Origin of the sequence: Gordonia sp. SCSIO 19800 (assembly GCF_018132775.1) — a bacterium.
Lineage (GTDB): Bacteria > Actinomycetota > Actinomycetes > Mycobacteriales > Mycobacteriaceae > Gordonia > Gordonia hongkongensis.
In genome coordinates this window covers 12537-38790 of the sequence record NZ_JAGRQM010000017.1, presented here as the reverse complement: position 1 = coordinate 38790, position 26254 = coordinate 12537, and the positions used below count along the sequence as shown (strand labels likewise).

The following is a 26254-nucleotide window of genomic DNA, read 5'->3' as shown; positions in this document are numbered from 1 at the left end:
CCAAGCAAGTGCTAGGTTGGGCGCATGGCGCAGACCCCACTGCACGAGGTCCTCCCCACGCCCACGACCCCGGCCGCACTGCGCCGGGCGGCGCAGACCTGGCCCGACCGTATCGCTCTCGTCGACGGTCAGTGGCAGTCTTCGACGCATCCGCGGATCGAGTCGACCTGGACCCGTCTCCACGAGTCCGTCCGGGATTTCGCGGCAGCGTTGGTGGCCTCGGGTATCGAGGCCGGCGACCGGGTCGCCATCTGGTCGCCGAACAGCTTCCACTGGCCGATTGCGGCGCTCGGGATCCACTACGCCGGTGCGACGCTCGTCCCCTTGAACACGCGCTACACCGCGGGCGAGGCGATCGAGATCATCGAACGGTCCGGGGCCCGGGCCGTCGTCGTGTCCGGCGAGTTCCTCGGTGCCGATCATGCGGCCGAGTTGTTGCGCGATCACCGCGCCACGATGCCCGACGTCGTGATCCGGGTGTCGCTCACGGACGACGCCGCCCCGCTCGACGGTGCCGTCGACTGGGATGAGTTCCTCAGTCGGGCGGCAACCCCCGACGCACTCGCCGAAGCCGACCGACGCGCCGATGCCGTCTCACCCGACGATCTCTCCGACATCCTCTTCACCTCCGGCACGACCGGAAAGTCGAAGGGTGTGCTGGCCACCCACCGGCAGACCCTGACCGGCTCGTACGGCTGGGGCGCGAACGCCGGCCTGGGCCCGGACGACCGCTACCTGATGGTCAATCCCTACTTCCACACCTTCGGCTACAAGGCGGGCATCCTGCCGAGCGTGCTGTTCGGCGTGACCATGCTGCCGCTCGCCGTCTATTCACCGGACCAGGCGATGAAACTCGTGTCCGACGAACGCGCGACGGTCTTCCCGGGCGCGCCCACCATCTTCCAGACCATCCTCGACGACCCGAAGCGGGCCGACCACGACCTCTCCAGCCTGCGGATCGTCATCACCGGTGCCGCGATCGTGCCCGTCGTCCTCGTCGAACGCCTGCAACACGACCTGGGCGTCGACACCGTCATCACCGCCTACGGCCTGACCGAGGCGAGCGGCTTCGTCTCGACGTGCACCCCCGACGACGACGATGCGACGGTTGCCAACACCTGCGGACGTGCGTTCCCGGGTATGGAGATCACGCTCTCCGACGACGGTGAGGTGCTGGCGCGCGGAGACATGGTGATGGTCGGCTACCTCGACGACCCGGAGGCCACCGCCGCGACGATCGACGCCGACGGGTGGCTGCACACCGGCGACATCGGGACCCTCGACGAGCGCGGCAACCTCAAGATCACCGACCGGCTCAAAGACATGTACATCTGCGGCGGGTTCAACGTCTACCCCGCGGAGATCGAGCAGACCCTCGCGCGGCTCGACGGTGTCACCGAGTCCGCGGTCGTCGGCGTGCCCGACGACCGGCTCGGCGAGGTCGGCCGCGCCTACCTGACGGTCCGGGCGGACGCCGACCTCGACGAGGCGCAGGTCATCGCGTTCGCCAAGGAGCAACTCGCCAACTTCAAGATCCCCCGGTCGGTGGTCTTCGTCGACGAGTTCCCCCGCAACGCGTCGGGCAAGATCCTCAAGCGCAACCTCACCTGACCCCAGGATTTCGTAGCGCCAATGCGCGCTATTCACCTACTGACGCTACGAAATTCGGGGCTGGGAACCGACCGGACGGTCGACGATCGGATGCGGATGCGGCTCGCCGTACTCCAGACCGGACCGGGCGCAGCCCTGGCCGGCGCCGCAGCCGCGTGGTGGCACGGCCTCGTCAGCCGGGTTCCGGATGTCCCGGTCGTGGTGGCACCGCACGGCCGGCACGGGACCCGCGTCGAGGATGTGACCGTGTGGCACCGTACCGTCGCGCCTCGCGATCTGACCGAGGTCGACGGGCTGACGGTGACCGGCCTCGAGTTGACGGTGCTCGACGCCTCGGTGGCGCTGGGGGTGCAGGTGATGGACTCCGCGCTGCTGAACAAGAAGGTGACCGTCGCGGCCCTCGACACGGTCCAGCGCCGCAACGCGGGTCGTCGGGGTTCGCCACGCGCGCGGGCGATGCTGGAGGCGATGTCGTCGGGCGCGAGGTCGGAGGCGGAGCGGATCACCGCGAAGCTACTCGAGGGCAGCGGGTTCACGGGGTGGTCGGCCAACACGCCGGCGTGTGGCTACGTCCTCGACTTCGCGTTCGAGGCGTCGAAGATCGCCATCGAGATCGATGGGATGGCTTTCCATAGTGACGCCGTCGCATTCCAGCGAGACCGCACCCGACAGAACGACCTCGTCAGATCCGTACAGCCCTACGACGGAAATCCGTAGCGTAGATGCGGATTTAGCGCGTATCCGCGCTACGAAATCCCGGTCAGGAGCGGGGCTTCACCAGCGGGAACAGGATGGTGTCGCGGATGCCGAGGCCGGTGAGGGCCATCAGCAGGCGGTCGATGCCCATGCCGGTGCCGGTGGTCGGGGGCATGCCGTACTCCATCGCGGCGAGGAACTCCTCGTCGAGGCCCATCGCCTCGTCGTCGCCGGCGGCGGCGAGGCGGGCCTGGTCGGCGAAGCGCTCACGCTGGATGACGGGGTCGACGAGTTCGGAGTATCCGGTCGCCAGCTCGAAGCCGCGTACGTAGAGGTCCCACTTCTCCACGACGCCAATCCGCGACCGATGTGCGCGGACGAGCGGCGAGGTCTCGACCGGGAAGTCGCGTACGAAGACCGGGCGGTCCAGCTTCTCGCCGACCATGTGCTCCCAGAGTTCCTCGACGAGCTTGCCGTGCCCGTATCCCTTGTCCTTCGGGATCTCGAGGCCGACGCGCGCCGCGATGGCCAGCAGCTGCTCGACGGTGGTCTCCCCGTCGGCGCCGGCCGGGACGATCTGCTCGCCCAGCGCCTCCGACAGCGACGGGTACATCTCGAGTGCGGTCCACTCGCCCGAGAGGTCGTAGGTGGAACCGTCCGGCATGGTCGGGGTCTGGGTGCCGAGCGCCGCCTGCGAAACCTCTTGCACCAGTTCGCGGATCATGACAGCGGAGTCGTCGTAGGTGCCGTAGGCCTGATAGGTCTCGAGCATCGCGAACTCCGGCGAGTGCGTGGAGTCGGCACCCTCGTTGCGGAAGTTGCGGTTGATCTCGAAGACGCGCTCGATGCCGCCGACCACACAGCGCTTGAGGAACAGCTCCGGTGCGATGCGCAGGAACAGATCGATGTCGAAGGCATTGGAGTGCGTGACGAACGGTCGCGCGGCCGCCCCACCGTGCAGGGTCTGCAGCATCGGGGTCTCGACCTCGAGGAAACCCCGACGGCCCAGCGCCGCACGGAGTTCGGCGATCACCGAGATCCGGGTGCGGGCGATGCTGCGGGCCTCCGGGCGCATGATGAGGTCGACGTAGCGCTGCCGGACTCGAGTCTCCTCGTTCATGTCCTTGTGCGCGACGGGCAACGGCCGCAACGACTTCGACGCCATCTGCCAGCCGTCGGCCATCACCGAGAGTTCGCCGGTGCGCGAGCTGATGACCTCGCCCGAGATGAACACGATGTCCCCGAGATCTACCTCGGACTTCCACCGCGCCAGCGCTTCCTCGCCGACGCCGTTGAAGCTGACCATCGCCTGCAGCTGCGTGCCGTCGCCCTCCTGCAGCGTGGCGAAGCAGAGCTTGCCCTTGTTGCGCAGGAAGATCACGCGTCCGCTCACGCCGACGTGCTGTCCGGTCTCGGTACCGGCCTCGAGGTCGGGGTAGGCCGCGCGGATCTCACCGAGGCTGTGGGTGCGCGGGATCGCGACCGGGTAGGCCTCACGACCCTCGGCCAGGATCCGCTCACGCTTCTCGCGGCGGATGCGCAACTGCTCAGGAGTCTGCTCGTCGGTCGCTTCGGGGGTGGCGGTGCTGGTCGGGCTGTCACTCACCCCACGCACCCTATCGGGGCCGGTCATCGACTCCAACTCACCGCCTCGCGGTGACCGCGGACACAACCGGGTCGCGCTGGGCGGGTTCAGCTCTCGTGGGCGGAGATGACGGCGAGGTCGTCGGGCCGAATCCGGCCGTTGACCCTTGCCGACCGCATCCGACGGTGCCCGCCGACGACGAACACCGCGCCGTGCACCCCGCGCGCCTGCAGGTGCCAGGCGAGCCATTCGGCCTCGTGCCCGTCCTCGCTGACGAGGATCCATCGTGATTCCGGCCGGGCGACGCGCAGTGAGTCCGGGGTGTCCGGCGTGAGCCGGTCGAGAACCTCGACGGCGTCGATGGCCAGGGCCCCGAACAGTGCGCCGTCGAGCTGACGGCGCCGGTGGGAGCGGACGTCGACGGGGGTGGCACCGGCGGCGACGGCGAACGCGTAGTCCTCGACCCGCAACGACAGCGGCGCAGACGGGGCCGGGGCGACGGTCGGCGGTACAGCGGCAAACACCGAAGCAGGGGCAAACACCGACGCAGGGGCAAACACCGAACCGGTGGAAGAAGGACGAACGGAAGAAGCAACCGAAGCGGTCATGAGAGGGGGTCCTCAGGTGATCGAGATCGAGCGGGGAGCGCGAAGGAGGGCAGCCGCAGACGCGGTACTAGCCCTGACAACACTCCCGACAGCTCGTGATCACGGCGACGAGTATGCCACAGCACACCCGCACCGGCCAGACCCCGACCCGACCGAGGTCGTCACACCGACGTCACACTTCCGGCGGCTGCCACCGCTGCACGCGTCGCATCTGCGCGTTCAGGACGGCGTCGGGCGTCATGCGCAGTGCGAGGTCGCGCGCCCAGACCGCGGGGCCGGCACGCAGTTGCCCGACCCTGCCGATCATCGACGCCTGCCGCACGATCCGCTGGGTCCGCGGGCGTCGGAGCCGGTCGTAGGTGCGCAACGCCTCGTCGAGGTCACCGCGGCCGCGCCGGCGTACCAGCGCCGTCAGGGTGGCCGCGTCCTCCATCGCCTGGTTGGCACCTTGACCCAGGTTCGGGGTCATCGCGTGCGCGGCGTCGCCGATGAGAACACTCGCGCACCCCCGGCCCGCTCTGACGAACGTGGGCAGCGGCTTGGCGAGCTCCTCGATCGGCAGGTATCCGACGGTCGCCGGATCGGTGGCGTCGAGCAACTCCCCGATCGGTCGATGCCACCCCGAAAACCGTTGCCGCACTGCATCGAGCCCGCCCGCCGAGTCGCCCCCGTCGTCCGACACCGAGGCGAACCAGTAGACATGCCCGTCGGGCAGGGGCGCGATCCCGAAACGCGCCCCACGTCCGGTCGTCTCCCCGGCCGCGTCGACCGACACCGGGGTCGTCGTGATGGCCCGCCACGCGGAGTAGCCACATCGCCGGACGCCCGGGTCCTCGACGACCGCGGCACGCACCCGGCTGCGCAGACCGTCGGCACCGACGATCAGATCGCAGTCACCGATCTCGGTGCCGTCGGCCAGTCGCACGAGACCGCGGTCGGGCACGGCGTCATCGACGCCGGAACCCGTCCTGATGTCCACGACGTCGGCCGCGGCGGCAAGGAGGGCCGCGTGGAGATCGGTGCGGCGCACGACGCGCATGTCGGTCAGCGACGCCGGATCGAACCGACTGAGCCATCGCCCGCCCGGTGTCCGGGTTCCGCTGGTCGGCGGGGTCGGCGCCGCGGCGCCGCCGAGGACCGACCGCATACCCAGCGCCTCGAGTGCGCGGACCCCGTTGCCGAAGATGCTCAGGCCAGCACCCCCGCCGCGTACCTCGGGCGCGCGCTCGACGACCGTCACCCGGGCACCCGTCGACGCCAGTCCGACCGCGGTACACAGGCCGGCGATCCCGGCCCCCACCACGACGACCTTCATGAGACTGTTCTCCACATGGAGAAGACGCTAGCAGATAAACTTCTCCGCGTGGAGAAATCAGCCAACGGGTCGACGCGTGACCTTCTACTCGACACCGGCATCAGCCTCATCGGCACCGTCGGGAACCGGCAGGCGTCGGCACGTGCGGTCGAAGACGCGTCCGGGATGCCCCACGGGAGCGTTCGGCATCATTTCGGCGGTCAGAGCGGTTTCCTCGCGGCTCTCGTCGAGCATGTGTTCACCGGGGATCGGGCCGCCGAGGGCGAGTCGACCCAGGAGGTGATCGCCCGCTGGCTGGGCAGTGACCGCGTCCGTACCAGGGCGCGGTATGAGCTCATGCTCCTGGCGACACGCGACGAGGACCTGCGACGGGCGATGGTCGGGCATCGGGAGCGCTACGTCGACGGACTCGTCGACGCCGGGCTGCCCCGCACCGAGGCCCGGCAACTGGTCGCCGCGCTCGACGGCCTCGTCCTCGACGCGCTCCTGCGGAACTCCGACGGCACCGATGCCGACCACGATCCCACTCCCCTGCTGCGCGCGTTCCGCTGACGATCCGGGGTCACGTCGTCCCGATGAGATCGGCGGCCAGCGCACGGAGGTGTGCCGCGAGCTCGTCGACACCGGGCTGTTCGACCGGGAAGTGCCCGCAGCCGGTCAGCAGATGGATGTCGGCGCGCGCCGCGATCCGTCCCGCGAAGCGCACGCTGACCTCCGGCGGCGTCCAGGAGTCGGCCGCCGGATGGACCAGCAGCACCCGTGGACCCCGGTACTCCTCAGGGGGCGGCACCTCGTGCGTCATCAGGTCCGCCAGGAATCCCAGCGATACCGACGACCCGGCCCCGAGACGGTCGCCGACACAGGCCCGGGACAGGTCCGGGTCGAGACTCATCGCCGACATCGGCGCCACCCAGCGGATCGGGAACCGCATCCGGGCGAGCACCCCGACGCGGGCGAGCACCGGCATCAGCGGGGTGAGGCGACCGAGCGCCGGCGTGCGCGCGACCGCTCGACGCGCATCGGGATCCCCGGCCAGATCGAGCAGGCAGGTCGCGACGACCGCGGCCACCCGTCCGGTCCGGCTCGCGACGTCGTAGGCGAGCATCCCGCCGAGACTCGCCCCCAGCACGATGAGCGGACGCGGATCGTCCTCGGTCTCGGTCGTCACGAGATCGCAGATCAGATCGACCCAGTCCTGGTAGCGGACCCTCCCCGGATCGGCCACCCGCGTGCGTCCGTACTGCGGCAGATCGGGGGCGAGGACCTCGAACCCCTCGTTCGCGAGGATCGCGCCCAGCGGCCAGACCAGGGCACTGTGTCCGCCACCGCCGTGCAGCAGCAACACGCGCAGCGGTGCCGCGCTCCGGCGCGCCCGCAGGATGTGGACGTCGACCTCCCCGCACGCCCGGCCGGAGCTCGACGGCCAGGTCCACCAGGTGGATTCGGCCGCGACCCCGGCGGCGACGGACCGCCACGGCTCGGGCAGGAACCGAAGGTAGGATTCGGGGGTTCCGGATCGGCGGATCATGTATCCATCGTCGAACCGGCGGCGGGACTCCACAACTCGCATTTCCCGAGGATCAATCAGGTGCGCAAAAGGCCACGGCAGCAACGCTCTTCGTTCACCGTCGACACGATTCTCGAGGCGGCCACTCAGCTTCTCGACACCGAGGGCGCGGAGATGACGACCAACCGCATCGCCGAGAAGGCCGGGGTGTCGGTGGGCTCGATCTATCAGTACTTCGGCGACAAGCAGGCGATCTTCGACGAACTGGCGCTCCGCCATCTCGACGCCGCCGCGGGGGCGATGACGGCCGTCCTCGACGACCACCCGCCCGGTTCGTGCCCGTGGCCGGAGGTGCTGCATGCGGTGATCGCGGTCGCGGTCCGCGAGAACTCGACGCACGGCCGCGCCCATGGGCGGCTGCGCGAACTGGCCGACCCGACACGCCTGGCCACGGAGTACACCACCCTGATCGATTCGCTGATCGACCGGTTGAGCGCTCATCTCGTCGCCGACGGCTGGACGGCGCAGTCCGCGGCAGCTGACCTCCGGCTCGCCTTCGCCGCGGTCGACGCACAGATCCACCAGCTGGCCGGCACCGACCTGACCGCCGGCGAACTGACCGACCGCATCACGGCCTACACCGAGGCAGCACTCCGCGCGCACCGTTGACACGACGAATCCCCGTGCCGCTGTTCGGTTCGCCTAGTGTCCCGGGTCGGAAATTCGTTTCATGAGTTCGGCGGTCCAGGTGGACGCATCGCGAGGCGGCGGAGGACGCAGCTACTGGATGTACCTGCGACGACGCCAACGAAGCGAGGCGCCGCCTGGGCGTCGCAATCATCAACGAATTTCCGACCCGGGACACTAGATCTACTTCCCGCGACGCGGATTCGCCTTGGCCCGTTCGTGGACCAGACGTAGACCATCCAGGGTCAGGTGCGGGTGATGATCGGTGAGGGAACGACATTCGTCGAACATCAGCGGGGCGAGAAATCCGGTGGCGACCACTGTCACGTCGTCGCCGTCGAATCCCGGGACGGTGTCGCAGACGCGGTCGACCAACCCGTCCACCTGGCCGGCGAAGCCGTACAGGATGCCGGACTGCAACGCTTCGACGGTGTTCTTGCCGAGCACGCTGCGGGGCGGCATCAACTCGACCTTGCGCATGGTCACGGTGTGCTCCGACAGCGCCTCGACCGCGAGGTTGACGCCCGGTGCGATGGCCCCGCCGAGGAACTCGCCCGTCGCCGAGACCGCGTCGACGACCGTTGCGGTACCGAACGCGACCACGATGCAGGGCCCGCCGAATTCCGTGTGCGCGGCAAGGCAATTGGCGACCCGGTCGGTGCCGACCTCTTTCGGGTTGTCGACCAGGAGGGGAACCCCGGTCCGCACACCCGGTTCGAGCAGCACGTGTGGCCCGTTGCCGAAGTAGCGCGGCACCATCACGCGCAGTTCGCGCAGGAGCGACGGAACCGTCGACAGCGCACTCACCCCGGTCACCTGCTCTATGTCGTCGCCGAGCATGCCGCGGAACGCCCACGCCAGTTCGTCGGCGGTGTAATGCGGGTCGGTGTGGATTCGCCAATCACGCACCAGGCGCGCGTGATCCCCGACCCCGGCGTACACGCCGAGATGGATGTTGGTGTTGCCGACGTCGACGGTGAGCAGCATCGAAGGTCGTCGCCGCGTCAGAGCGAGGCGTCGGCGAAGATCGGACCGTCGAGGTGACGCGGGTCGAGCAGGCCCGACCCCGCGGGTACGTCGGCCGGATCGTCGCCCGTGGTCACGATGCGGTTCTGCGCGTCGACGAACACCACGTTCGGCGAGTACTCACGCAGCTCGGCCGCATCGAGCATGCTGTAGGCGATGATGATGACGAGATCGCCCGGGTGGACGAGATGCGCAGCCGCACCGTTGATCCCGATGACACCACTGCCGCGCTCGCCGGCGATCGCGTAGGTCACCAGCCGGGCGCCGTTGTCGATGTCGACGATCGTGACCTGCTCACCCTCGAGCAGGCCCGCGGCGTCGAGCAGATCGGAGTCGATGGTCACCGAGCCGACGTAGTGCAGGTCGGCCTGGGTCACGGTGGCGCGGTGGATCTTCGAGGTCATCATGGTGCGCAACATGGTCATCGTCCCTCTGTCGTGGTTGTGGTGGCATTGGTCCAGGCGATTTCTTCTTCGAGCGCGGCGATCCCGCCGACCGTCACGCCGACGTTGTCGATCAGGCGTGCGCCGCCGAGCCGGGCGGCGACGAGCAGCCGTCCCGCGCCCTTCTCCGGTGGTTCCTCGAGCTGACGCCCGCGCAGGTCCAGGTAGTCGACCTCGATCTCCGGGACCGTGGCGAGCACCGACCGTGCGGCGGCGAGGATGGCTTCGCGTCCGCCTTCGGCCGCGTGGGCCCCCGCGACGAGCGACGCCGAGAGCGTCGTCGCCAGCTCCCGCTGCTCCGGGGTGAGGTAGCGGTTGCGTGACGACATCGCCAGCCCGTCGGACTCGCGGACGGTCGGGACGCCGACGATGTCGACGTCGAGGTTCAGGTCGGTCACCATCTGCTTGATGAGCACCAGCTGCTGATAGTCCTTCTCACCGAAGAACGCCGCATTGGGTCCGACGATGTTGAGCAGCTTGAGGACCACCGTCAGCATCCCGGCGAAGTGTGTCGGCCGCGAGATCCCGTCGAGGATTCGGCCCACCTCGCCCGGGTGCACCGTCGTCTGCGGACCGTTCGGGTACATCGACGACGCGGACGGCGCGAACACCAGCTCGACGCCCAGCGGCTCGAGGAGCGCGAGGTCGGCGTCGAGGGTGCGCGGGTAGGCGTCGAGGTCCTCGCCGGCGCCGAACTGCAACGGGTTGACGAAGATGGACACCACCACCACGGTGTTGCCCTTGGCCTTGGCGGCCCGGACGAGCTGCAGATGGCCGGCGTGCAGGGCACCCATGGTCGGGACGAGCACGACACGTTTGCCCGCGGCCCGCAGCGCGCGGGTGACGCGGCTCAGGGACGCCGGCTCTCGATGCACGGTCATCGTGCCGGCCGAGTAGGTGGGCTGTGCGTCGGACGGGCCGCTCACGCCGTCTCCTCCGCTTGATGTCATCGGTCCTCCAATGCGTCGATCAACGCCTGCGGTGCGTGGCTGTGGTCCGCGGCGCGCCGGGCGAGTGTGCGATATGCCTCGGCGATGCCGTGCGGTCCCGGGCCGGCGGGGACGGTGCGCAGCGCCGCCAGGTGTCGGGCGACCGCGGGCGCGTCACCGCGGGCGACGGGCCCGGTCAGCGCCGATGGGCCGAGTTCCAGCACGTTTCGCAGCGACGCCGCGGCCAACGGCCCGAGGATGCGTTCGGCGAGGCGGTTACCGTGTCCGTCGACGGTCGCGGTGTCACGGCCGGAGTGGTCGATGGCGGCGTTGAGTGCGAGGACCGCGTCGGAGATCAAGGCGATCAGGTGGTTGGCGCCGTGGGCCAGTGCGGCGTGGTAGAGCGTGCGCTCGGCTTCGGCGATCCGCACCGGGTCACCGCCCATTTCCAGCACCAGCGACGACGCGATGGCCTCGCCGACCGCATCGGCGGCGGTGATGGCGAAACAGGCGTTGGTGAGGCGCGCGGTGTCGTCCTCCGAACCCACGAACGTCATCGCCGGATGCAGTGCGATCCCCAGTGCACCGCGGTCGGTCAGCGGTTGCAGCACGGCCACCCCGTGCGCGCCCGCGGTGTGCGCGACGATCGTCCCCGGACGGAGCGAGTCGGACGCCGCGATCTCGTCGACCACGGCGGCGAGCTCGGAGTCGGGCACGCTGACCAGCAGCAACTCGGATCGCGCGACGACCGCGTCGAGGTCGAGGACCTCGGAATCGGGGAGTCGACTCACCGCGCGGGCCCGGGACTCGGGCGACCGCGCCACCACGGCTCCGACCACATGCCCGGCCTTCTCGAGCGCCTCGCCCAGAGCGGTCCCGACGCGGCCGGCGGACACGAGGCCGACGGTGAGGCGAGCGGGCGTCGGCAGATTCGTCATGCCGGGAAACTGGTCGGTGAGACCGGAACGGAGGTGCGAGCCATCGACGAAGGCGTCATCGCCACCGGTTCGCCGTGCCGATGGCATACCGGCATCACCGCTCGGTGAGGTCACCGCTGTCCTCCAGAGTGTCGTTCCAGTCCCGCATCTGCCGAGACGTCCGTCGGATGAGCGGACTCATCGCGGCGGCGTCGGCACGGGTACCAGACGTTGCAGAGCAAGAGTAGGTCCGACACCGCGGCCGGTGCCAACGTCTGTGACAGGTGTCACCTCGAGGTTGTCCGGTCGATCCGCCGGTCGTGCCGACCGATCCACCGAACCACCGGTGACCTGCGCCGACGCGGCGTAGTCTGAGACAGCCGCAGTCCGCCAAGGTTTGCCGGCCCGGACGACATCGACACACCCGCGCACACGAAGGTCCCGCCCATGAGCTTGGAACCGGGCACAGAGTTCGCCGGTTACCGGGTCGTGCGCAGGATCGGTGCGGGCGGGATGGGTGAGGTGTACCTCGTCCGCCATCCCCGGCTCCCGCGCCATGACGTGATCAAGGTCCTCGCCGAGCAGGTGTCGAACGATCCGATCTTCCGAGCCCGGTTCACCCGCGAGGCCGACCTCGCCGCCCAGCTGGACCACCCGTGCATCGTCAGTGTCTACGACCGGGGCGAAGTGGACGGACGACTCTGGATCTCGATGCAGTACGTGCCCGGCACGGACGCCGCGGCATTGCTCGCCACCAGCCCCGGCGGGCTCCCGCTCGCCGACGTCGCGGCCGTGGGCGACGCGATCGGCGCGGCGCTCGATCACGCGCACCGCTCCGGACTGCTCCACCGCGACGTCAAACCGGCGAACATCCTGATCAGCCCCGAGGAGTCCGATCCGCGACTCCCCCAGCACGTCACGCGCCGGCGTATCCGGCTGGCGGACTTCGGGATAGCGCGTCCGACCGACGGTGGTGCCACCTCGCTCACCTCGACGGATCTCGTCATCGGCTCATTCCCCTATTCGTCACCCGAACAGCTCTCGGCCGAGACCCTCGATGCCCGCAGCGACGTCTACTCACTGGCCTGCAGCGTCTTCGAATTGATCGCGGGCACAGTGCCGTTCGCCGCACGGACGCCCGCCATGATGATCCACCACCACCTCAGCACCCCGCCCCCGGAGCTGTCCGACCTCCGGCCCGACGTGCCGCCGGCGGTGTCCGACGTGGTGCGCTCCGGTCTCGCAAAGAACCGGACGGACCGTCCGTCGTCGGCGGGGGCCTTTGCCGCCGAACTCCGTTCGGCGATCGACTCGACGGTGTTCGCCCCGGCGCCACCGCGGCCGGAGCGCACCGTGCGCGGCCACGCCGCGGCGGCACCGATGTCCGGTCCACCGATGTCCCGACCCGCACCGCCGGCGCTGCCCCCGACCGCCTTCGCACCCACTGTTGCGATCCCGGTCACCGGTGCCACCCGGCCGGGGGACGACGAGTCTCGGCCCACCATCGCACGGGGCGCGACGGCGTACTCCGGACTCCCCGGACACGCTGTCCCCCAGCATGATCCCGGGTCGTCGACGGTCCGCGCCTCGCGCGATCTACCGGTGCTGGACCCACCTCGGCCCGGCCCGGGTGCGACCCGGCGGACCACCGCGTCGCTCGCATGCGGTGTGGCGGCGATCCCGTTGAGCGTCGTCGGTGGACTGGGCCTGCCGGTAGGCGTGGCCGGCTGGTATCTCGCCGGCCGTGGTCAGCCGGGTTCGGCCGGGCGGTTCGCCCGTGTGCTGTGCGTCCTGGGCGTCGTGCTGAGCCTGGGGTTCATCGCGTTCACCGTCGGACGCGCCGTGGCGATGCAGTTCTGACTTCGACGTCGTGGCAACGGATTTCGTCAGCGCCAGCTCCCCGGCCGGGACTTCTGCGGCTCACGCGCCTGCCTGGACAACGCGCCGAACACGGCGTCGACCACCCACAGGGTCAGGATCCCCGCCACGATGTCGACCACGTCGTCGAACGGCGAACGGAATCTCGGCGAGAACGGGTCCAGTACCTGCGAGGCCGGGACGTCGAGGAGTCTCCCGGTGCCGTCGACGATCGCGTCGACCGGGTTCGACGCCCAGCCCTCATAGGCGTTGATCGCCAGCAGCATGATCACCGGAATCGCCAGCACCCACCAGAATCCACGTCGACGCGCGACCGACCACGCCACGATCAGCATCACGACGAAGGCGGGCATGTGCTCCGAACAGAACGTGAGCACGGGGTAGTCTCCCGATCGCACCAGGACCGGGACCTGACCACCCCAGAATCCGAGTGCCCCGACCGCGCCGATCACCACCGCGATCCCCGACCGCATCGGATTACGAGCCCAGATCCCCAGCACGAGAACCATGTACAGCGGCATCAGAGCCGTCAGCGACCAGATGAGCAACAGGCTCGCCTCGGGACCGTTGGCCTGGAGGTTCGCGTGGTACTCGGGGAACGGGGTGCCGTCGAGCGGGTCGAAGGTGAAGAGCCACAACACCGTCGGCCACCACACGATGACCGGCAGGAACACCGCGGTGCTCACCAGCGACTGCTTGACCGCGTTCCCGCGCTCGGTGTGGCGGATCGCGGCCATCGACGGATCGGACCCCGGCCCGAGACCGAACTCCCCACCCGCGAGCGTCTCGCTCATACGGGAATACTAGGGCGATCGTCCAACTCGTATCGGCGAATCCGCGGCAACGCCGCAGATGCACCCGGACGGATGACAGGGGCATCGGACCGCGACCCGGCAGTGTCGCAAGCAGCCGGGCCCGCCCGGGGTCGCAAGCGGCCGGGCCCGCCCGGGCGGATCAGCCGTTCCGTCGGCGCCGTCCGCCGCCGGTGGACTCGGTCTGTGACCGCAGCTGGCTCAGGAGTTCGGAGACGGGCAACCCCGCCGAGTGTGCCGATTCCGCGTCGTCGGCGACCGCACGGCGTCGACGACCACCGCCGAAGGACTCCGCGGGCCGACCGCCCGGCTGATTCTCGTGTCGTCCAGCGGACCCGAGGAAGGGCGGGGGCTCCACGTCGTCGGAAGCATCCGCGACGCCCGGGGTCTCATCGCTCTCGGGTGCTTCGCCCGACGCCGCCCGGGTCGACCATTCGTCGGTCGGGGTGTCGTCGGTGTAGAGCGGTTGATTCGCGTCCGCGACCGGCGACTGCGATCCCGGGCCTCGGGTATCCGACGCGTCGGCATCGCTTCCGAGGTAGAAGCCCCCGGAGAACGGCACGGACGCGGACTCTCCGGCGCCGGTTGACGCACCACTGTCCGCACCCGAGGTCTCGCCGCCGGCGGTGGCTTCCGTGCCGCCGGGGTGATCGGTGTCGACGATCTCGGCGTCGGAGACGTCTGAGTCGGACGTCCTCCCGGACGTCCCCGTCGCGGCAGCGGGTTCGGCCGGCGCGCTCGTCGCCGCGGGCTCATCGGGCGATACCTCGGTGGCGATCCGGCCCGAGATCGGATCGTCGGTGACGACCGGGATCACCTCGGTCATCTCGTTGGGATCGACCGGTCCCGTATGCCTGCCGTCGTCCGCGGTCGGAGCCGTCGCCGCGAAGTCGCGCGCGGCGAGCACCCCGTCGTCGGCGTAGGTGGCGCCGTAGGACGACACGCCACCGAGATCACCGGAGAAGCCACCGCCGTAGGGTGCACCGGATCGACGACCCGCGCGTGATTCGTCGTTCAGGCCCGAGGCCAGTTCGCGCATCTTCTCACTCGACAGGGCGACCCGCTGATCCGGCAGCGGTTCACCGAGGAGCATCTCCAGGCTGGAACGCAACGCCAGCACCTGGGCCTTGAGCTCGGAGAGTTCTTCGTTCGACTCGGCGGTGACCTCTTTGCGGATGGTCGTCTCGACATCGAGTTCGTACTGCCGACGCGCGGCGATCTCGCGTTCCAGCTGCAGTTCGTAGACCAACCGGAGGTCACGGCTCTTCGCCTCGGCGCTCTCGGCCTGTCGACGGAACTTCGTCACCAGGATCGCGCCGATGACGGCCGCCCACAACGCCGCGATGACTGCCAGCGAGCCGGTGATCGACAGCCTGTCGGTGAAGACCATCAGGATGCTGGCGATCAATGCGAGCACGATCAAGAGGCCGAGCAACCACTGAGCCGTCGACCGACTCGAGCGGCGCGAGTCGGCGGCACGGCCGTTCGAGGTCGTCATGATCGTGAATTTACCCGCTGTGAGTGCATTCGGACCGCAGGCGGGTGCGGAGTTTCTCCGATAGTCGACATGTTAGGCGACGAGTGCGCGGGGCGTCCGAGACTTGCCCCGACCCTCACGGACCGCCGACGGCGGACGGATCGTCGGGTGCTCGGCAGCAGTACTCGAGCCACAGCGCGGCACCGACGAGGACCACCCCGCCGATCAGTCCGACGATCGCGCCTGGCCGGTCGTGGTCGGCAGCGGCCAGATCGTGTTGGCCGAGCAGGAAGGCCAGCAGACCCAGCCACACCCCGAAGGCGATCGCGCCGAGGATCGCAGAAGCCTTGGCCAGGGCCAGCACCCGCGCGGCCGTGAGTGGATGGAGCTGCCCCCGCGCGCGACCGACATCCCGCGAATCGACCCGGGAACGGACGACGAAGGCGATGACGATCTCGAGTGCGGCAAGCACATACAGCACCACACCGGCGAGCAACGGCAGCGGCGGGAAATCGGAGTAGTTGTACCGCACCAGGATCCACGCGACGATCGCCGTGACCGCCGCGATGACGGCGAGATCGCGGACCCGGGTGGGACCGAGACCGGTCTCCTCGTCGTCCTGATCCGGCCGGCGCGGATCCGGCGCGGTCACGACTCGACCCCGGTCAGGCGGCCGACCGGAAGCACCGCGTCCCGCTCTGCGTCGTCGAGCCCGGCCACGAGATCGGACACCGCGCGCGTACCGTCCGGGGTCCAGAGGATGGCATCGGGTTCGATCTCGAGCCACGGGACGAGGACGAAAGCCCGTTGCGCGGCACGGGGATGGGGCAGTGTCAGGTCCGGGTCCCCGGACACGACGTCCTGGCCGGACTCGGACACGGTGACGACGTCGACGTCGAGAGTTCGCGGCCCCCAGCGGATCTCGCGCGTCCGTTCGGCGGCCCGCTCGAGTTCGAATCCGCGCTCGAGCCACCCGCGCGCATCATGCGGGCCGTCGACGACGAGCGTGATGTTGCGGAAGTCCTCCTGCTCGACCCCGCCCCACGGCGGCGTCGAATAGACCGCGGACACCGCGACCAGGTCGTCGGCGAAAGCCTCGACGACCGAACGCAGGTGCGCGGTCGGGTCACCGATGTTGGAACCGGCCGAGAGCACCGCGCGGCTCATCGCGTCCCCTTGCGGGAACGTCTGGTCACCACCGCGACGTCGTCGAAGGTCAGTGGGATCGGCGCCGACGGCTTGTGCACGGTCACCTCGCAGGCATCGATGCGCTCGTCGGTCATGATCGACTCCGCGACCTCGGCCCCCACCTTCTCGATGAGGTTGCGCGGTTCGCCCCCGACGATGCCGGCGACCTGCTGCGCGAGCGTGCCGTAGTCGACGGTGTCGGCGAGGTCGTCGGACTCGCCGGCGGCCCGTAGGTCCAGCCAGAGAACGACGTCGATGTAGAAGTCCTGGCCGTTGGCCCGTTCATGGTCGAACACACCGTGATTGCCGCGCACCTTGAGGCCGCGCAGTTCGATCCGGTCAGCCATTCGAGTCTCCTACCGAGGACGAGGTTCGGGAACCGCCGGTGCGCCAGGCCGCCGCGACCGCGACCGCGTCGCGACTGCTCGCGACGTCGTGGACGCGCACCCCCCACGCGCCCGCGGCGGCGGACAGCGCCGAGACCGACGCGGTGGCGACATCACGTCCGGCGGGCGGCCGATCCGCACCGTCGCGACGCAGCAGCGACCCGAGGAAGCGTTTGCGGGAGGCTCCGACCAGCACCGGGAAGCCGAGCCCGGTGATGGTGGGCAATGCGTTGAGCAGGGCCCAGTTGTGCTCGGCGGTCTTGGCGAAGCCCAGCCCCGGATCCAGGATGAGGCGGTCGGCGTCGACGCCGGCCGACACCGCCGCGTCGACCTGGGCCAGCAGTTCCCCACTCACCTCGGCGACCACGTCCCGGTACCCGTCGACGTCTCCACTGCGGTGCGTGAACCGCCGGTCCGTGCTGTCCCCGGCCGGGCGCCAGTGCATCAGGATCCACGGCAATCCCGCGTCCGCGACGACCCGCGCCATGTCGGCGTCGGCACGCCCGCCGGACACGTCATTGACGATCGCGGCGCCGGCCCGGATCGCGGCGGCCGCGACCGGGGCGCGCATCGTGTCGACCGACACGGTCACCCCGCGCGCGGCGAGTTCGCCGATCACCGGGACCACGCGCTCCGCCTCGAGACCGGGGTCGACCCGGACCGCGCCGGGCCGGGTCGATTCGCCACCCACGTCGATGAGGTCGGCACCCTGCTCGATGAGTTCGAGCCCATGCGCGATGGCCGCATCGGCGTCGAGGTAGCGGCCGCCGTCGGAGAAGGAGTCGGCGGTGACGTTGAGGACGCCCATCACGAGAGTCCGGTGCACACCGCCGCCGGCGGGGACCGCGTGCGCCTGCGTCACCGGGTGATCAGGTCGAGGGCTTCGCCGCGGGACACCGCACTGGTCTTGAAGATGCCGCGCACCGCCGACGTGGTGGTCGTCGCGCCGGGTTTGCGGATACCGCGCATGGCCATGCACAGGTGCTCGGCCTCGATCACCACGATCACCCCGCGGGGCTCGAGTCTGCGCATCATCGCGTCGGCGATCTGGCTGGTGAGCCGCTCCTGGACCTGCGGACGCTTCGCGTACAGGTCGACCAGGCGCGCCAACTTGGACAGCCCGGTCACCCGGCCCGAGGTGCCGGGGATGTAGCCGACGTGGGCGACACCGTGGAACGACACCAGGTGATGCTCGCAGGTGGAGTACATCGGGATGTCCTTCACCAGCACCAGCTCGTCGTGGTCCTCGTCGAACGTCGTGGCGAGGACCTCATCGGGCTCGGTGTACAAGCCGGCGAACATCTCCCGGTAGGCGTTCGCCACCCGCGCGGGCGTCCGGATCAGACCTTCCCGATCCGGGTCCTCGCCGACGGCGAGCAGCAACTCGCGGACCGCGGCTTCGGCGCGTGCCTGGTCGAAGTCGGACCGGGGTCCCTCGAGTACGGCGTCCCGCCGCTCGCTGATACTCATCCGGCCACTTTACGAACTCGGACGCGAGTCGTCGTCACCGGCGCGATGACCCCAGCCGTTCGTGTCGCCGTTGCGACCCGACCGCGGGTCGGGCTCGGGTGGCCAACCGGGTGCGGACCAATCGCGCGGCGCGCCGTAATCCGGACGCGTGCCGCCCCCGTACGGCCCACCCGACCCGGGTGCCGTCCGGCCGTTGCCCGGGTCCGGATACTGCGGGTTGGGGTAGTTCGGGTTCGGATACTGGGGGTTCGGATACCGGGGATTCGGATAGTGGGGGCCGGGATCGGCCGGCGGATATCCGTGGTCGGGGTACCGCGGTTCCGGATTGCCCTGCGTCGGGGGTGTCGGACCACCCGGCTCGGGATACATCGGCGGGTAGTTCGGCACCTGGCCGGGGACCTGCGGCCCACCGGGGTAACCGGCACCCACCGGCTCGGGGATCTTGGCCTGCTCCGGCGGCGGCCACGGCTCACCGCGTTCGATCGCCAGCTCTCCCGGCGTCTTCACCGGCGGTTTGTCACTCGGAGTGCGTTCGCCGAAGTCGTTGAACGCGGTGATCCGCGGACGCTTGTCGACGTCGGCGAAGATCTTCTCGAGGTCCTTGCGGGTCAGCGTCTCCTTCTCGAGGAGCTGCGTCGCGAGCACGTCCAGGGTGTCCCGGTACTCGGTCAGGATGGCCCACGCCTCGGTGTGCGCGGCCTCGATGAGCCGGCGCACCTCGTCGTCGATCTCGCTCGCGATTTCCGCGGAGTAGTCGGTGTGCGAGCCCATGGACCGGCCGAGGAACGGATCGCCCTGGTCCTGGCCGTAGCGCACTGCACCCAACTTCGAACTCATGCCGTACTCGGTGACCATCGCACGCGCGATCTTCGTCGCCTGGTCGATGTCCGACGACGCGCCGGTCGTCGGCTCGTGGAAGACCAGTTCCTCGGCGGCACGGCCGCCCATCGCCATCACCAGCCGCGCGATCATCTCCGAGCGGGTCATCAGGTCCTTGTCCTGCTCGGGGACGGCGAGCGCGTGGCCGCCGGTGCGCCCGCGCGCCAGGATCGTGACCTTGTAGATCGGGTCGAGATCGGGCATCGCCCAGGCAGCAAGAGTATGGCCGCCCTCGTGATAGGCGACGACCTTGCGCTCGTGTTCGCTGATGATCCGGGACTTGCGGCGCGGACCGCCGATGACCCGGTCGACCGCCTCTTCGAGGGCCTCGGCGGTGATCGTCTGCTTGTTCTCCCGTGCGGTGAGCAGCGCCGCCTCGTTGACGACGTTGGCCAGATCCGCTCCGGACATGCCGGGCGTGCGCTTGGCCAGACCGTCGAGATCGGCGTCGGAGTCGATCGGCTTGCCCTTGGCGTGGACCTTGAGGATGGCCCGGCGACCGGCCATGTCGGGGTTGCCGACCGGGATCTGCCGGTCGAATCGGCCGGGGCGCAGCAGAGCCGGGTCGAGGATGTCGGGGCGGTTGGTGGCCGCGATCAGGATGATGCCCGAGCGGTCGCCGAAACCGTCCATCTCGACGAGGAGCTGGTTGAGCGTCTGCTCACGCTCGTCGTGGCCACCGCCGAGACCCGCGCCGCGCTGCCGGCCGACGGCGTCGATCTCGTCGACGAAGATGATGCACGGACTGTTGTTCTTGGCCTGCTCGAACAGGTCACGCACGCGCGACGCGCCGACGCCGACGAACATCTCGACGAAGTCCGAACCGGAGATCGTGAAGAACGGGACGCCCGCCTCGCCGGCCACCGCGCGGGCCAGCAGCGTCTTGCCGGTTCCGGGAGGGCCGAAGAGCAGCACACCGCGCGGGATCTTGGCGCCCAGCGCCTGGTACCGCGTCGGGTTCTGTAGGAAGTCCTTGATCTCGTAGAGCTCTTCGACGGCTTCGTCGGCGCCCGCGACGTCGGCGAAGGTCGTCTTCGGCATGTCCTTGGTGAGCTGCTTGGCCTTCGACTTGCCGAAGCCCATCACGCCGCCGCGGCCACCGCCCTGCATACGGCTCATCACGAAGAAGAACAGACCGAACAGCAGGATCATCGGCAGCACGAAGATGAGGATCTGCCACAGGACGGACTGCTCGTTGACGTTGGTCGTGTACGGGGCGCCGGTGCCCTGGACGGCCTCGAAGACCTGGTCCCCCGCCTGCGCCGGGTACTTGGCGCTGATCTTGTCGGCGTCGGCGTCGTTGACCTTGATCGGGGTGTTCAGCTCGATGCGCAGCTGCTGCTCGCGGTCGTCGATGCTGATGAACTTGGTGTTCTTGTCGTTGAGTTGCTGCAGTGCGACAGAGGTGTCGACGCCGCGGTACTCCCGACCGGAGTCGCTCATCACGCTCCAGCCCCACAGGGCGAGCAGGATGAGCGCCAGGATGGCGAGGTTGCGGAAGACTGTCTTACGGTTCATGCCAGTTGGTGGGGGTCGTGCGGGCTCACGGGATCGAGTCCCGGTGCCGACGCCGTTCCCATGTCCTTCCCGTCGACGTACACATTGAGGCTACCGGTCAACGATCGCGCTGGTGAAACCGTTCCCTCGCAGGTCGGACACGCGGGCGCCGCGTCATGCGCCGGCGATGGATCAGTGCGTGTACACCGACGGCTTCAGTCGTCCGATGTAGGGAAGGTCGCGGTATCGCTCCGCGTAGTCGAGGCCGTATCCGACGACGAACTCGTTGGGGATGTCGAACCCGACGTCGGCGACCCGGATGGTGGAACGCACGGCGTCCGGCTTGCGCAACAGAGCGCACACCTCCAGGCTGCGTGGCGACCGTGTGGCGAGATTCTTCATGAGCCAGGACAGCGTCAGACCGGAGTCGATGATGTCCTCGACGATCAGGACGTCGCGTCCCTCGATGTCGCGGTCGAGGTCCTTGAGGATGCGGACCACACCCGAGGACGAGGTCGACGACCCGTAACTGGAGACCGCCATGAACTCCATCTGCGACGGGATCGGAAGCGACCGGGCGAAGTCGGTCATGAACATGATCGCGCCCTTGAGGACACCGATGAGAACCAGATCCTCTTCGATGTCGGCGTAGCGCGACGCCACGGACTGGGCGAGTTCGGCGGTGCGCTGTTTGATCTCGTCCTCGGTGATCAGGACAGCGTCGATGTCGGCGGCATACGGATCGGCAAACTGCACGGTCCCAGCTTCGCATGTTTCGGCCGCACCGCGATGAACGGGGGCCGCACCGGGGTCGTCGCCATAGGCCGAAGAAATGACCGACCGTCCACCTGGGGGTTTTCCGAGAAATGCCTGCTCAAATCATTGTCGACGTTTCATATCGACATTTCGCCGAATTGCCGTGCAGATAACGGTCGCATAACAAGTCACCACACCGGCACCATTCCGAGTGGTTGCGTTTCGGAGTGGATCAAGCGTCTGACATTCTCGAGAACAGAGATCTGAGCAACCAGGCCTCGAAATTCCCCTCCCTTCTCACGCCCTGTCCCCGTGTGGACAAGAAGGAGCGCTCGTGTCCCCCACTTCGCGTTCTCCCCTGCGCAGAAAACGTTTCAGCGCCATTCTGTGCCTGGTCACCGCGGTCGTCACCGTATTCGCCGCGACCGCCGAAGCCGCACCTCAGCGGGCCTCCGCCGCGACCTACGATGCGTCGTGGAATGCCTCGGCGCTCACTCTCACGGTGCACAACGCATCGGTCAGCACGGAGAACGGAAATCTGACGATCCGGGACACCGCCGGCGCGGAGCTCTTTCGCATGCCGCTCATGTATCGCAGCGAGTATCGGCAGTTCCCGATAGACACGCGGACCACGGGAAACAAGGTGACCCTCATTCCGTCCCGTGAGGTCGCGCGTTCGACGGCACTCAATCCGACCGCGGTCGATCATCTACGCGGGGCGGCCCGACACAATGTCGCGGCGCCGCAAACGCGCCAGGAACGTGACGACCAGGCGCTCGAACGTTTCCGTTCGCAGCTCGCCGCGGGAACGTCGATCGGGACATTGGTCGGGACCATCGTCGGTGGAATCGTCGGCGGAATCATCGGGTGCGTCATCGGACTCGCCGCTGCGGTGGTGGGCTGCCTGGTGGGCGTCGCGCCGGCCGCTGCGATCGGCGGCATCGTCGGCCTCGCCCTCGGCGGCGGGGGCACCCTGATCGGGGCCGGGATCCACTACTTCCAGACGATCAACTCGCCGTTCGTTCCGCCGCGACGCTGATCGCGGAGTCTGTCCTCGACGGTCCGTCTCACCTCTCGGTGAGGCGGACCGTCAGTGTCTCGCCGCGGCGGACGACGACGCGGCGGACCGCGGGGTCGCCGCCGACGGCGACCTGGGTCCGGTCGCCCGCGGCGCCGGTCCGGTCCAGCAGAGCCGCCACCGCGGAGATGACCCGATGGGTCGGCTCGGTCGCACCGACGTCGAGCAGCCAGGCGCGCAGGGCACGGGTCCGGACCGCGGGCGGCGCGTCGCGCAGCGGGGCGATCTCCAGTACGTCACCGCGGCCGGCCTCGGCCAGGACCCGGGCCGCCCACTCGTCGAGCGCGTCGTTGTCTGCTCGCAAACCGTCGGCGGTGCGACCCAGCGCGTCGACGACACCCCCCTGGAGCACGTCGTCGAGCAGCGGTAGCACCTCGGCCCGCAGACGAACCCGGGTGAAACGCGGATCGCGGTTGTGCGGGTCGTGGTGGGGCTCGAGGCCCATCTCCGTACAGGCCGCCAGGGTCTGATGTCGCCGGACCCCGAGGAACGGTCTGCCCCAGGGTCGATTCCACGGGCGCATACCCGCGATCGACCGGGACCCGGATCCGCGTGCCAGTCCCAACAGCACGGTCTCTGCCTGGTCGTCCGCGGTGTGGCCGAGCAGGACCGGCCGGCCGTCGCGGGCCTGCTCGAGCGCCGCATATCGCGCGTCACGTGCGGCGGCCTCGAGACCGCCCCGCCACCCGACCCGCACCGGGAGAATTCGCACGCGGGCACCGAGGGACTCCGCCGTGCGCGCCGCCGCCGCGGCCACCTGCGTCGAACCCGGTTGGAGGCCGTGGTCGACGATCAGCGCGGTGACGTCCAGACCGGCGCCGACGGCGGCTGCGGTCAGCGCGAGCGAGTCCGGTCCGCCGGAGAGGCCCACACAGACCTGCGGCCCCGAGAGATGAGCGGCCGCGAACTCCGCGACCGCCCGTCTCACAAGACCCGCTGAATCCATGCCTGCGGGTCGTCGATCTCGCTCGGCAGCGGCATCGTGTCCGGCGAGGTCCACACGACGTTGAACCGCTCCATCCCGACGGCCTCGACCACCGCGTCGACGAAGGCCTTGCCGCGGATGTACTGCGCGAGCTTGGCGTCCATCCCGATGAGCGCCCGGATGAGCCGCTGGACCGGGTTCTGGGGTGCGGTGCGACGTTTGTCGAAGGCGGCTCGGATGCTCGCCACCGACGGCACATGCGCCGGTCCCACGGCGTCCATGACATGGTCGGCGTGACCCTCGAGCAGCGTGCCCAGGACCATCATGCGTTGGAAGGCGGCGTGCTGCTCCGGGCTCTGCAGCAGTTGCATCGCCCCGATCACACCCTTGTCGCGCGGACCGTCGGAACCCTTGAGCGCCTTGGTCATCCGCGTGACGATCTCGGTGGTCGACTCGCCGGCGTCGGAGGTCAGCGCGGCCACGTTGTCCTGCATGTAGTCGCGCAGCCACGGATTGGCGGAGAACTGCACGCGGTGGGTCACCTCGTGCAGGCACACCCACAACCGGAAGTCCGACGGAACCACCTTGAGCTGGCGTTCGACGTTGATGATGTTCGGCGTCACCACCATCAACACCCCGGGCTCGCCGGTGTCCGGATCCGGCGTGAACGGGTCGTACTGACCGAGGATCGCGGTCGACAGGAACGCGAGGAGTCCACCCGCCTGGAGGCCACCGAATCGGGCCCCGAGTCCGGGCGATCCCGCATCGATCGACTCGTCGGAGCCGAGCATCGAGCGCATCGACCGGGATGCGGCGTCGATCCACCCGGCCCGGTCGAGGACCCGGGTGGTCGGTACGCGAAGGCCGTCGGCGAGCCCGGTGACCTCACGGACCGGGGCTTCGGCCCGGGTCGCGGCGTCGGCCAGTTCCGTACGGGCCGCCTCGTAGGTGTAGGCCGTGGTCTTGGGACCGGGACGGGTGAGACGTTTCGCGGTCGACGCCGCGAGCAACCAGTCGATCTGCGACCCGATGCCCGGTTGACGGTCGGCGGTCTCGGCGACCTCGGTGGTCCCGGTTCCGGTGATCCCGGCGTCGGTGACGTCCGATCCGGCGATTCCTGAAGTGGTCATCGGCACCCGCACTCTCTCAGTTGACCCACCACGGCGTCGAGGGCGGGTCGCGCGTCCGCCGGCGAGGTGCCGCCGGACATCAGGGCGAACGACAGCACGCGGCCGTCGACTGTCTGCACTATGCCGGTCAACGAACTGACCCCGGTGAGTGTTCCGGTCTTGGCGCGTGCCCAGCCCGCGCCCGGGTTGCCCGGGGCGTCGAACCGGTCCGCGAGCGTACCGGTGCCACCGGCGATCGGCAGCCCGTCGAGCATCGGGCGCAGCGCCGGCCGGCTGGGCCCGCTGGCGGCCGTCATCACGGCGTCGAGCAGTTCCGGCGTGGTGCGGTTGGCGTAGGAGATCCCCGACGCATCGTGCAGGGTGGTGCCCGCCCACTGGTCCGGGAACATCGACGACAGGACCTGTTCGATCGCCTCCACGCCGCCGGCGTGCGTGGGCGGCCCGCCCCGGTGCACCGACAGTTCGATGGCCAGGGTCTCGGCGAGCACGTTGTCGCTGTAGCGCAGCATGTCGTTGACCCGGGTGACCAGCGGCGCCGACTGGACCTTCGCGATGACGCGGTCGTTCCCCGATGCGGCTGCGCCGGAACCGGTCACCTCCGTGACGGGACCCTCCACGCCGAGAGCCGCGGCCAGCGCCTCGCCGGCCATGATGCCCGGTTCCGCGGTGCGCGGCGAGTACTCGTCGAGCGGTTCGAGCCGGGCGCCGTCGACCATCAGCGATTCGATCGGCGCTATGTCGCCACCCTGGATGTCCCGGCGGTCCCAGGTGGTGTCCATCGTCGGACCCGAGAACGCGCTCAGGTCGACGGCCACCGACGTCACCGGGATCTCGGTGTCCTCGATCTGCCGCGCGAGGTCGGCGATGCGACCGGGGTCGGTGTAGAAGGTGTCGGTGCCGGCGGGCTGTGCGGACAGGGTCGGGTCACCCGCACCTCGGAGGATAATCTGCCCGTTGCTGCCGGCCACCACCGTCGTGGTCAGTCGCTGATCGTGCGGCACGGCTTCGAGGACGGCCGCGGCCGAGAGGACCTTGGCGTTCGACGCGGGGATCCGCGGACGCTCGGGGTTGCTGGTCCACAGGACGGTGCCGGTCAGCGAGTCGCTGATCATGCCGGTGAGTTCGCCGAGCGCCGGATCCCGCAGTGCCGGCGCGATGGCCCGCGACACACCGCTCGGCGTGGGCTCCGGCGCGGAGGCGACCACCGGGTCGATCCGGGGGTCGACGGCGATCGCGGCGGGCTGCGGGGGAACCCCCGGCGGCAGTTCGGGTTCCCGGTCGAGCCGGAGCGCGATGACCACCGAGGCCGTCGCGACGAGGGCCAGGATCACCACCGCGGTGATCGTCCACCACAGAAGTCTCCGACCGGAACGACCGCCGTTTCGGGTGGATGCGCCCACAAAGCCTCCGGGTCTCTCGCGGTTGACGGTCGATGGAACGGCCCGGACATACGC

26 protein-coding genes are annotated in these 26254 nt (G+C 69.4%); 6 read left to right on the top strand and 20 right to left on the bottom strand.

Annotated elements, in window-relative coordinates:
• Nucleotides 1–24: 24 nt before the first annotated feature.
• Nucleotides 25–1611: a FadD3 family acyl-CoA ligase gene (locus KB201_RS17805; protein WP_159371418.1), complete on the top strand. Its 1587-nt coding sequence runs from the start codon at nucleotides 25–27 to the stop codon at nucleotides 1609–1611.
• 21 nt (nucleotides 1612–1632) lie between these two features.
• Complete coding sequence (locus KB201_RS17800; protein ID WP_249145956.1) at nucleotides 1633–2328, top strand: endonuclease domain-containing protein; 696 nt, start codon at nucleotides 1633–1635, stop codon at nucleotides 2326–2328.
• A gap of 43 nt (nucleotides 2329–2371) precedes the next feature.
• Here the strand turns inward: KB201_RS17800 and lysS are convergent, their stop codons facing one another.
• From lysS to KB201_RS17785, 3 genes are all read right to left on the bottom strand, one after another.
• Entirely contained in the window at nucleotides 2372–3940 is a 1569-nt protein-coding gene (lysS, locus tag KB201_RS17795) for a lysine--tRNA ligase (protein WP_211540021.1), read from the bottom strand.
• A gap of 59 nt (nucleotides 3941–3999) precedes the next feature.
• On the bottom strand, nucleotides 4000–4500 hold the full coding sequence (locus KB201_RS17790; protein ID WP_249145953.1) for a rhodanese-like domain-containing protein: 501 nt from the start codon (nucleotides 4498–4500) through the stop codon (nucleotides 4000–4002).
• Nucleotides 4501–4672: 172 nt separating this feature from the next.
• On the bottom strand, nucleotides 4673–5815 hold the full coding sequence (locus KB201_RS17785; protein WP_211540048.1) for an FAD-dependent oxidoreductase: 1143 nt from the start codon (nucleotides 5813–5815) through the stop codon (nucleotides 4673–4675).
• Between the two features lie 48 nt (nucleotides 5816–5863).
• Here KB201_RS17785 and KB201_RS17780 point away from each other — a divergent pair, with 48 nt between their 5' ends.
• Nucleotides 5864–6367 (top strand): TetR/AcrR family transcriptional regulator, encoded by a 504-nt coding sequence (locus KB201_RS17780; protein ID WP_307848083.1) that lies wholly within the window; start codon nucleotides 5864–5866, stop codon nucleotides 6365–6367.
• Nucleotides 6368–6377: 10 nt separating this feature from the next.
• On the opposite strand, the gene KB201_RS17775 is transcribed toward KB201_RS17780, so the two are convergent.
• The gene (locus KB201_RS17775) at nucleotides 6378–7343 is read right to left on the bottom strand and encodes an alpha/beta hydrolase (protein WP_078112639.1); all 966 of its coding nucleotides are present in this window, start codon (nucleotides 7341–7343) and stop codon (nucleotides 6378–6380) included.
• A 60-nt stretch (nucleotides 7344–7403) separates the two neighbouring features.
• On the opposite strand from KB201_RS17775, the gene KB201_RS17770 reads away from it, so the two are divergent.
• Nucleotides 7404–7991 carry a TetR/AcrR family transcriptional regulator gene (locus KB201_RS17770; RefSeq protein WP_211540017.1) on the top strand — a complete coding sequence of 196 codons (588 nt, stop codon included), beginning with the start codon at nucleotides 7404–7406 and terminating at the stop codon, nucleotides 7989–7991.
• A 201-nt stretch (nucleotides 7992–8192) separates the two neighbouring features.
• On the opposite strand, the gene KB201_RS17765 is transcribed toward KB201_RS17770, so the two are convergent.
• Genes KB201_RS17765 through KB201_RS17750 form a run of 4 tightly spaced genes read right to left on the bottom strand, consistent with a single transcriptional unit; the run spans nucleotide 8193 to nucleotide 11459 of the window.
• Nucleotides 8193–8996: a type III pantothenate kinase gene (locus tag KB201_RS17765; RefSeq protein ID WP_058249901.1), complete on the bottom strand. Its 804-nt coding sequence runs from the start codon at nucleotides 8994–8996 to the stop codon at nucleotides 8193–8195.
• Between the two features lie 17 nt (nucleotides 8997–9013).
• Nucleotides 9014–9454 (bottom strand): aspartate 1-decarboxylase, encoded by a 441-nt coding sequence (gene panD / locus KB201_RS17760; protein ID WP_065629606.1) that lies wholly within the window; start codon nucleotides 9452–9454, stop codon nucleotides 9014–9016.
• A 2-nt stretch (nucleotides 9455–9456) separates the two neighbouring features.
• The gene (gene panC, locus KB201_RS17755; RefSeq protein ID WP_058249899.1) at nucleotides 9457–10404 is read right to left on the bottom strand and encodes a pantoate--beta-alanine ligase; all 948 of its coding nucleotides are present in this window, start codon (nucleotides 10402–10404) and stop codon (nucleotides 9457–9459) included.
• 20 nt (nucleotides 10405–10424) lie between these two features.
• Complete coding sequence (locus KB201_RS17750) at nucleotides 10425–11459, bottom strand: Rossmann-like and DUF2520 domain-containing protein (protein WP_058249898.1); 1035 nt, start codon at nucleotides 11457–11459, stop codon at nucleotides 10425–10427.
• Between the two features lie 312 nt (nucleotides 11460–11771).
• On the opposite strand from KB201_RS17750, the gene KB201_RS17745 reads away from it, so the two are divergent.
• Nucleotides 11772–13184: a serine/threonine-protein kinase gene (locus KB201_RS17745; protein WP_058249897.1), complete on the top strand. Its 1413-nt coding sequence runs from the start codon at nucleotides 11772–11774 to the stop codon at nucleotides 13182–13184.
• A 26-nt stretch (nucleotides 13185–13210) separates the two neighbouring features.
• Here KB201_RS17745 and KB201_RS17740 read toward each other — a convergent pair whose 3' ends face one another.
• The 9 genes from KB201_RS17740 to hpt form a co-directional block, all read right to left on the bottom strand.
• Complete coding sequence (locus tag KB201_RS17740; RefSeq protein ID WP_058249896.1) at nucleotides 13211–13996, bottom strand: hypothetical protein; 786 nt, start codon at nucleotides 13994–13996, stop codon at nucleotides 13211–13213.
• 160 nt (nucleotides 13997–14156) lie between these two features.
• Nucleotides 14157–15512, bottom strand: a complete 1356-nt coding sequence (locus KB201_RS17735) for a DUF6779 domain-containing protein (RefSeq protein WP_058249895.1) — start codon at nucleotides 15510–15512, stop codon at nucleotides 14157–14159.
• A 115-nt stretch (nucleotides 15513–15627) separates the two neighbouring features.
• Complete coding sequence (locus KB201_RS17730; RefSeq protein ID WP_058249894.1) at nucleotides 15628–16143, bottom strand: DUF3180 domain-containing protein; 516 nt, start codon at nucleotides 16141–16143, stop codon at nucleotides 15628–15630.
• The gene (folK, locus tag KB201_RS17725; protein ID WP_211540015.1) at nucleotides 16140–16658 is read right to left on the bottom strand and encodes a 2-amino-4-hydroxy-6-hydroxymethyldihydropteridine diphosphokinase; all 519 of its coding nucleotides are present in this window, start codon (nucleotides 16656–16658) and stop codon (nucleotides 16140–16142) included. The genes KB201_RS17730 and folK overlap by 4 nt, the downstream gene beginning before the upstream one ends.
• Nucleotides 16655–17026, bottom strand: a complete 372-nt coding sequence (gene folB, locus KB201_RS17720; RefSeq protein ID WP_211540013.1) for a dihydroneopterin aldolase — start codon at nucleotides 17024–17026, stop codon at nucleotides 16655–16657. Before folB ends, folK begins: the two co-directional genes overlap by 4 nt.
• Complete coding sequence (folP, locus tag KB201_RS17715; RefSeq protein ID WP_058249969.1) at nucleotides 17019–17873, bottom strand: dihydropteroate synthase; 855 nt, start codon at nucleotides 17871–17873, stop codon at nucleotides 17019–17021. The genes folB and folP overlap by 8 nt, the downstream gene beginning before the upstream one ends.
• Before the next feature lie 50 nt (nucleotides 17874–17923).
• Nucleotides 17924–18535, bottom strand: coding sequence for a GTP cyclohydrolase I FolE (folE, locus tag KB201_RS17710; RefSeq protein ID WP_211540011.1), 612 nt, complete (start codon nucleotides 18533–18535; stop codon nucleotides 17924–17926).
• A 9-nt stretch (nucleotides 18536–18544) separates the two neighbouring features.
• A complete protein-coding gene (gene ftsH / locus KB201_RS17705) occupies nucleotides 18545–20932 on the bottom strand; it encodes an ATP-dependent zinc metalloprotease FtsH (protein ID WP_211540010.1) in 2388 nt (795 codons plus the stop codon).
• A 171-nt stretch (nucleotides 20933–21103) separates the two neighbouring features.
• Entirely contained in the window at nucleotides 21104–21667 is a 564-nt protein-coding gene (gene hpt / locus KB201_RS17700) for a hypoxanthine phosphoribosyltransferase (RefSeq protein ID WP_068971960.1), read from the bottom strand.
• Nucleotides 21668–22001: 334 nt separating this feature from the next.
• Between hpt and KB201_RS17695 the strand changes: the two genes are divergently transcribed.
• A complete protein-coding gene (locus KB201_RS17695; RefSeq protein ID WP_211540009.1) occupies nucleotides 22002–22706 on the top strand; it encodes a glycine zipper family protein in 705 nt (234 codons plus the stop codon).
• A 28-nt stretch (nucleotides 22707–22734) separates the two neighbouring features.
• Here KB201_RS17695 and tilS read toward each other — a convergent pair whose 3' ends face one another.
• Genes tilS through dacB form a run of 3 tightly spaced genes read right to left on the bottom strand, consistent with a single transcriptional unit; the run spans nucleotide 22735 to nucleotide 26200 of the window.
• Entirely contained in the window at nucleotides 22735–23673 is a 939-nt protein-coding gene (tilS, locus tag KB201_RS17690; protein ID WP_374193953.1) for a tRNA lysidine(34) synthetase TilS, read from the bottom strand.
• On the bottom strand, nucleotides 23670–24800 hold the full coding sequence (locus KB201_RS17685) for a zinc-dependent metalloprotease (protein WP_211540007.1): 1131 nt from the start codon (nucleotides 24798–24800) through the stop codon (nucleotides 23670–23672). The genes tilS and KB201_RS17685 overlap by 4 nt, the downstream gene beginning before the upstream one ends.
• On the bottom strand, nucleotides 24797–26200 hold the full coding sequence (gene dacB, locus KB201_RS17680; protein ID WP_078112648.1) for a D-alanyl-D-alanine carboxypeptidase/D-alanyl-D-alanine-endopeptidase: 1404 nt from the start codon (nucleotides 26198–26200) through the stop codon (nucleotides 24797–24799). The genes KB201_RS17685 and dacB overlap by 4 nt, the downstream gene beginning before the upstream one ends.
• Nucleotides 26201–26254 lie beyond the last annotated feature (54 nt).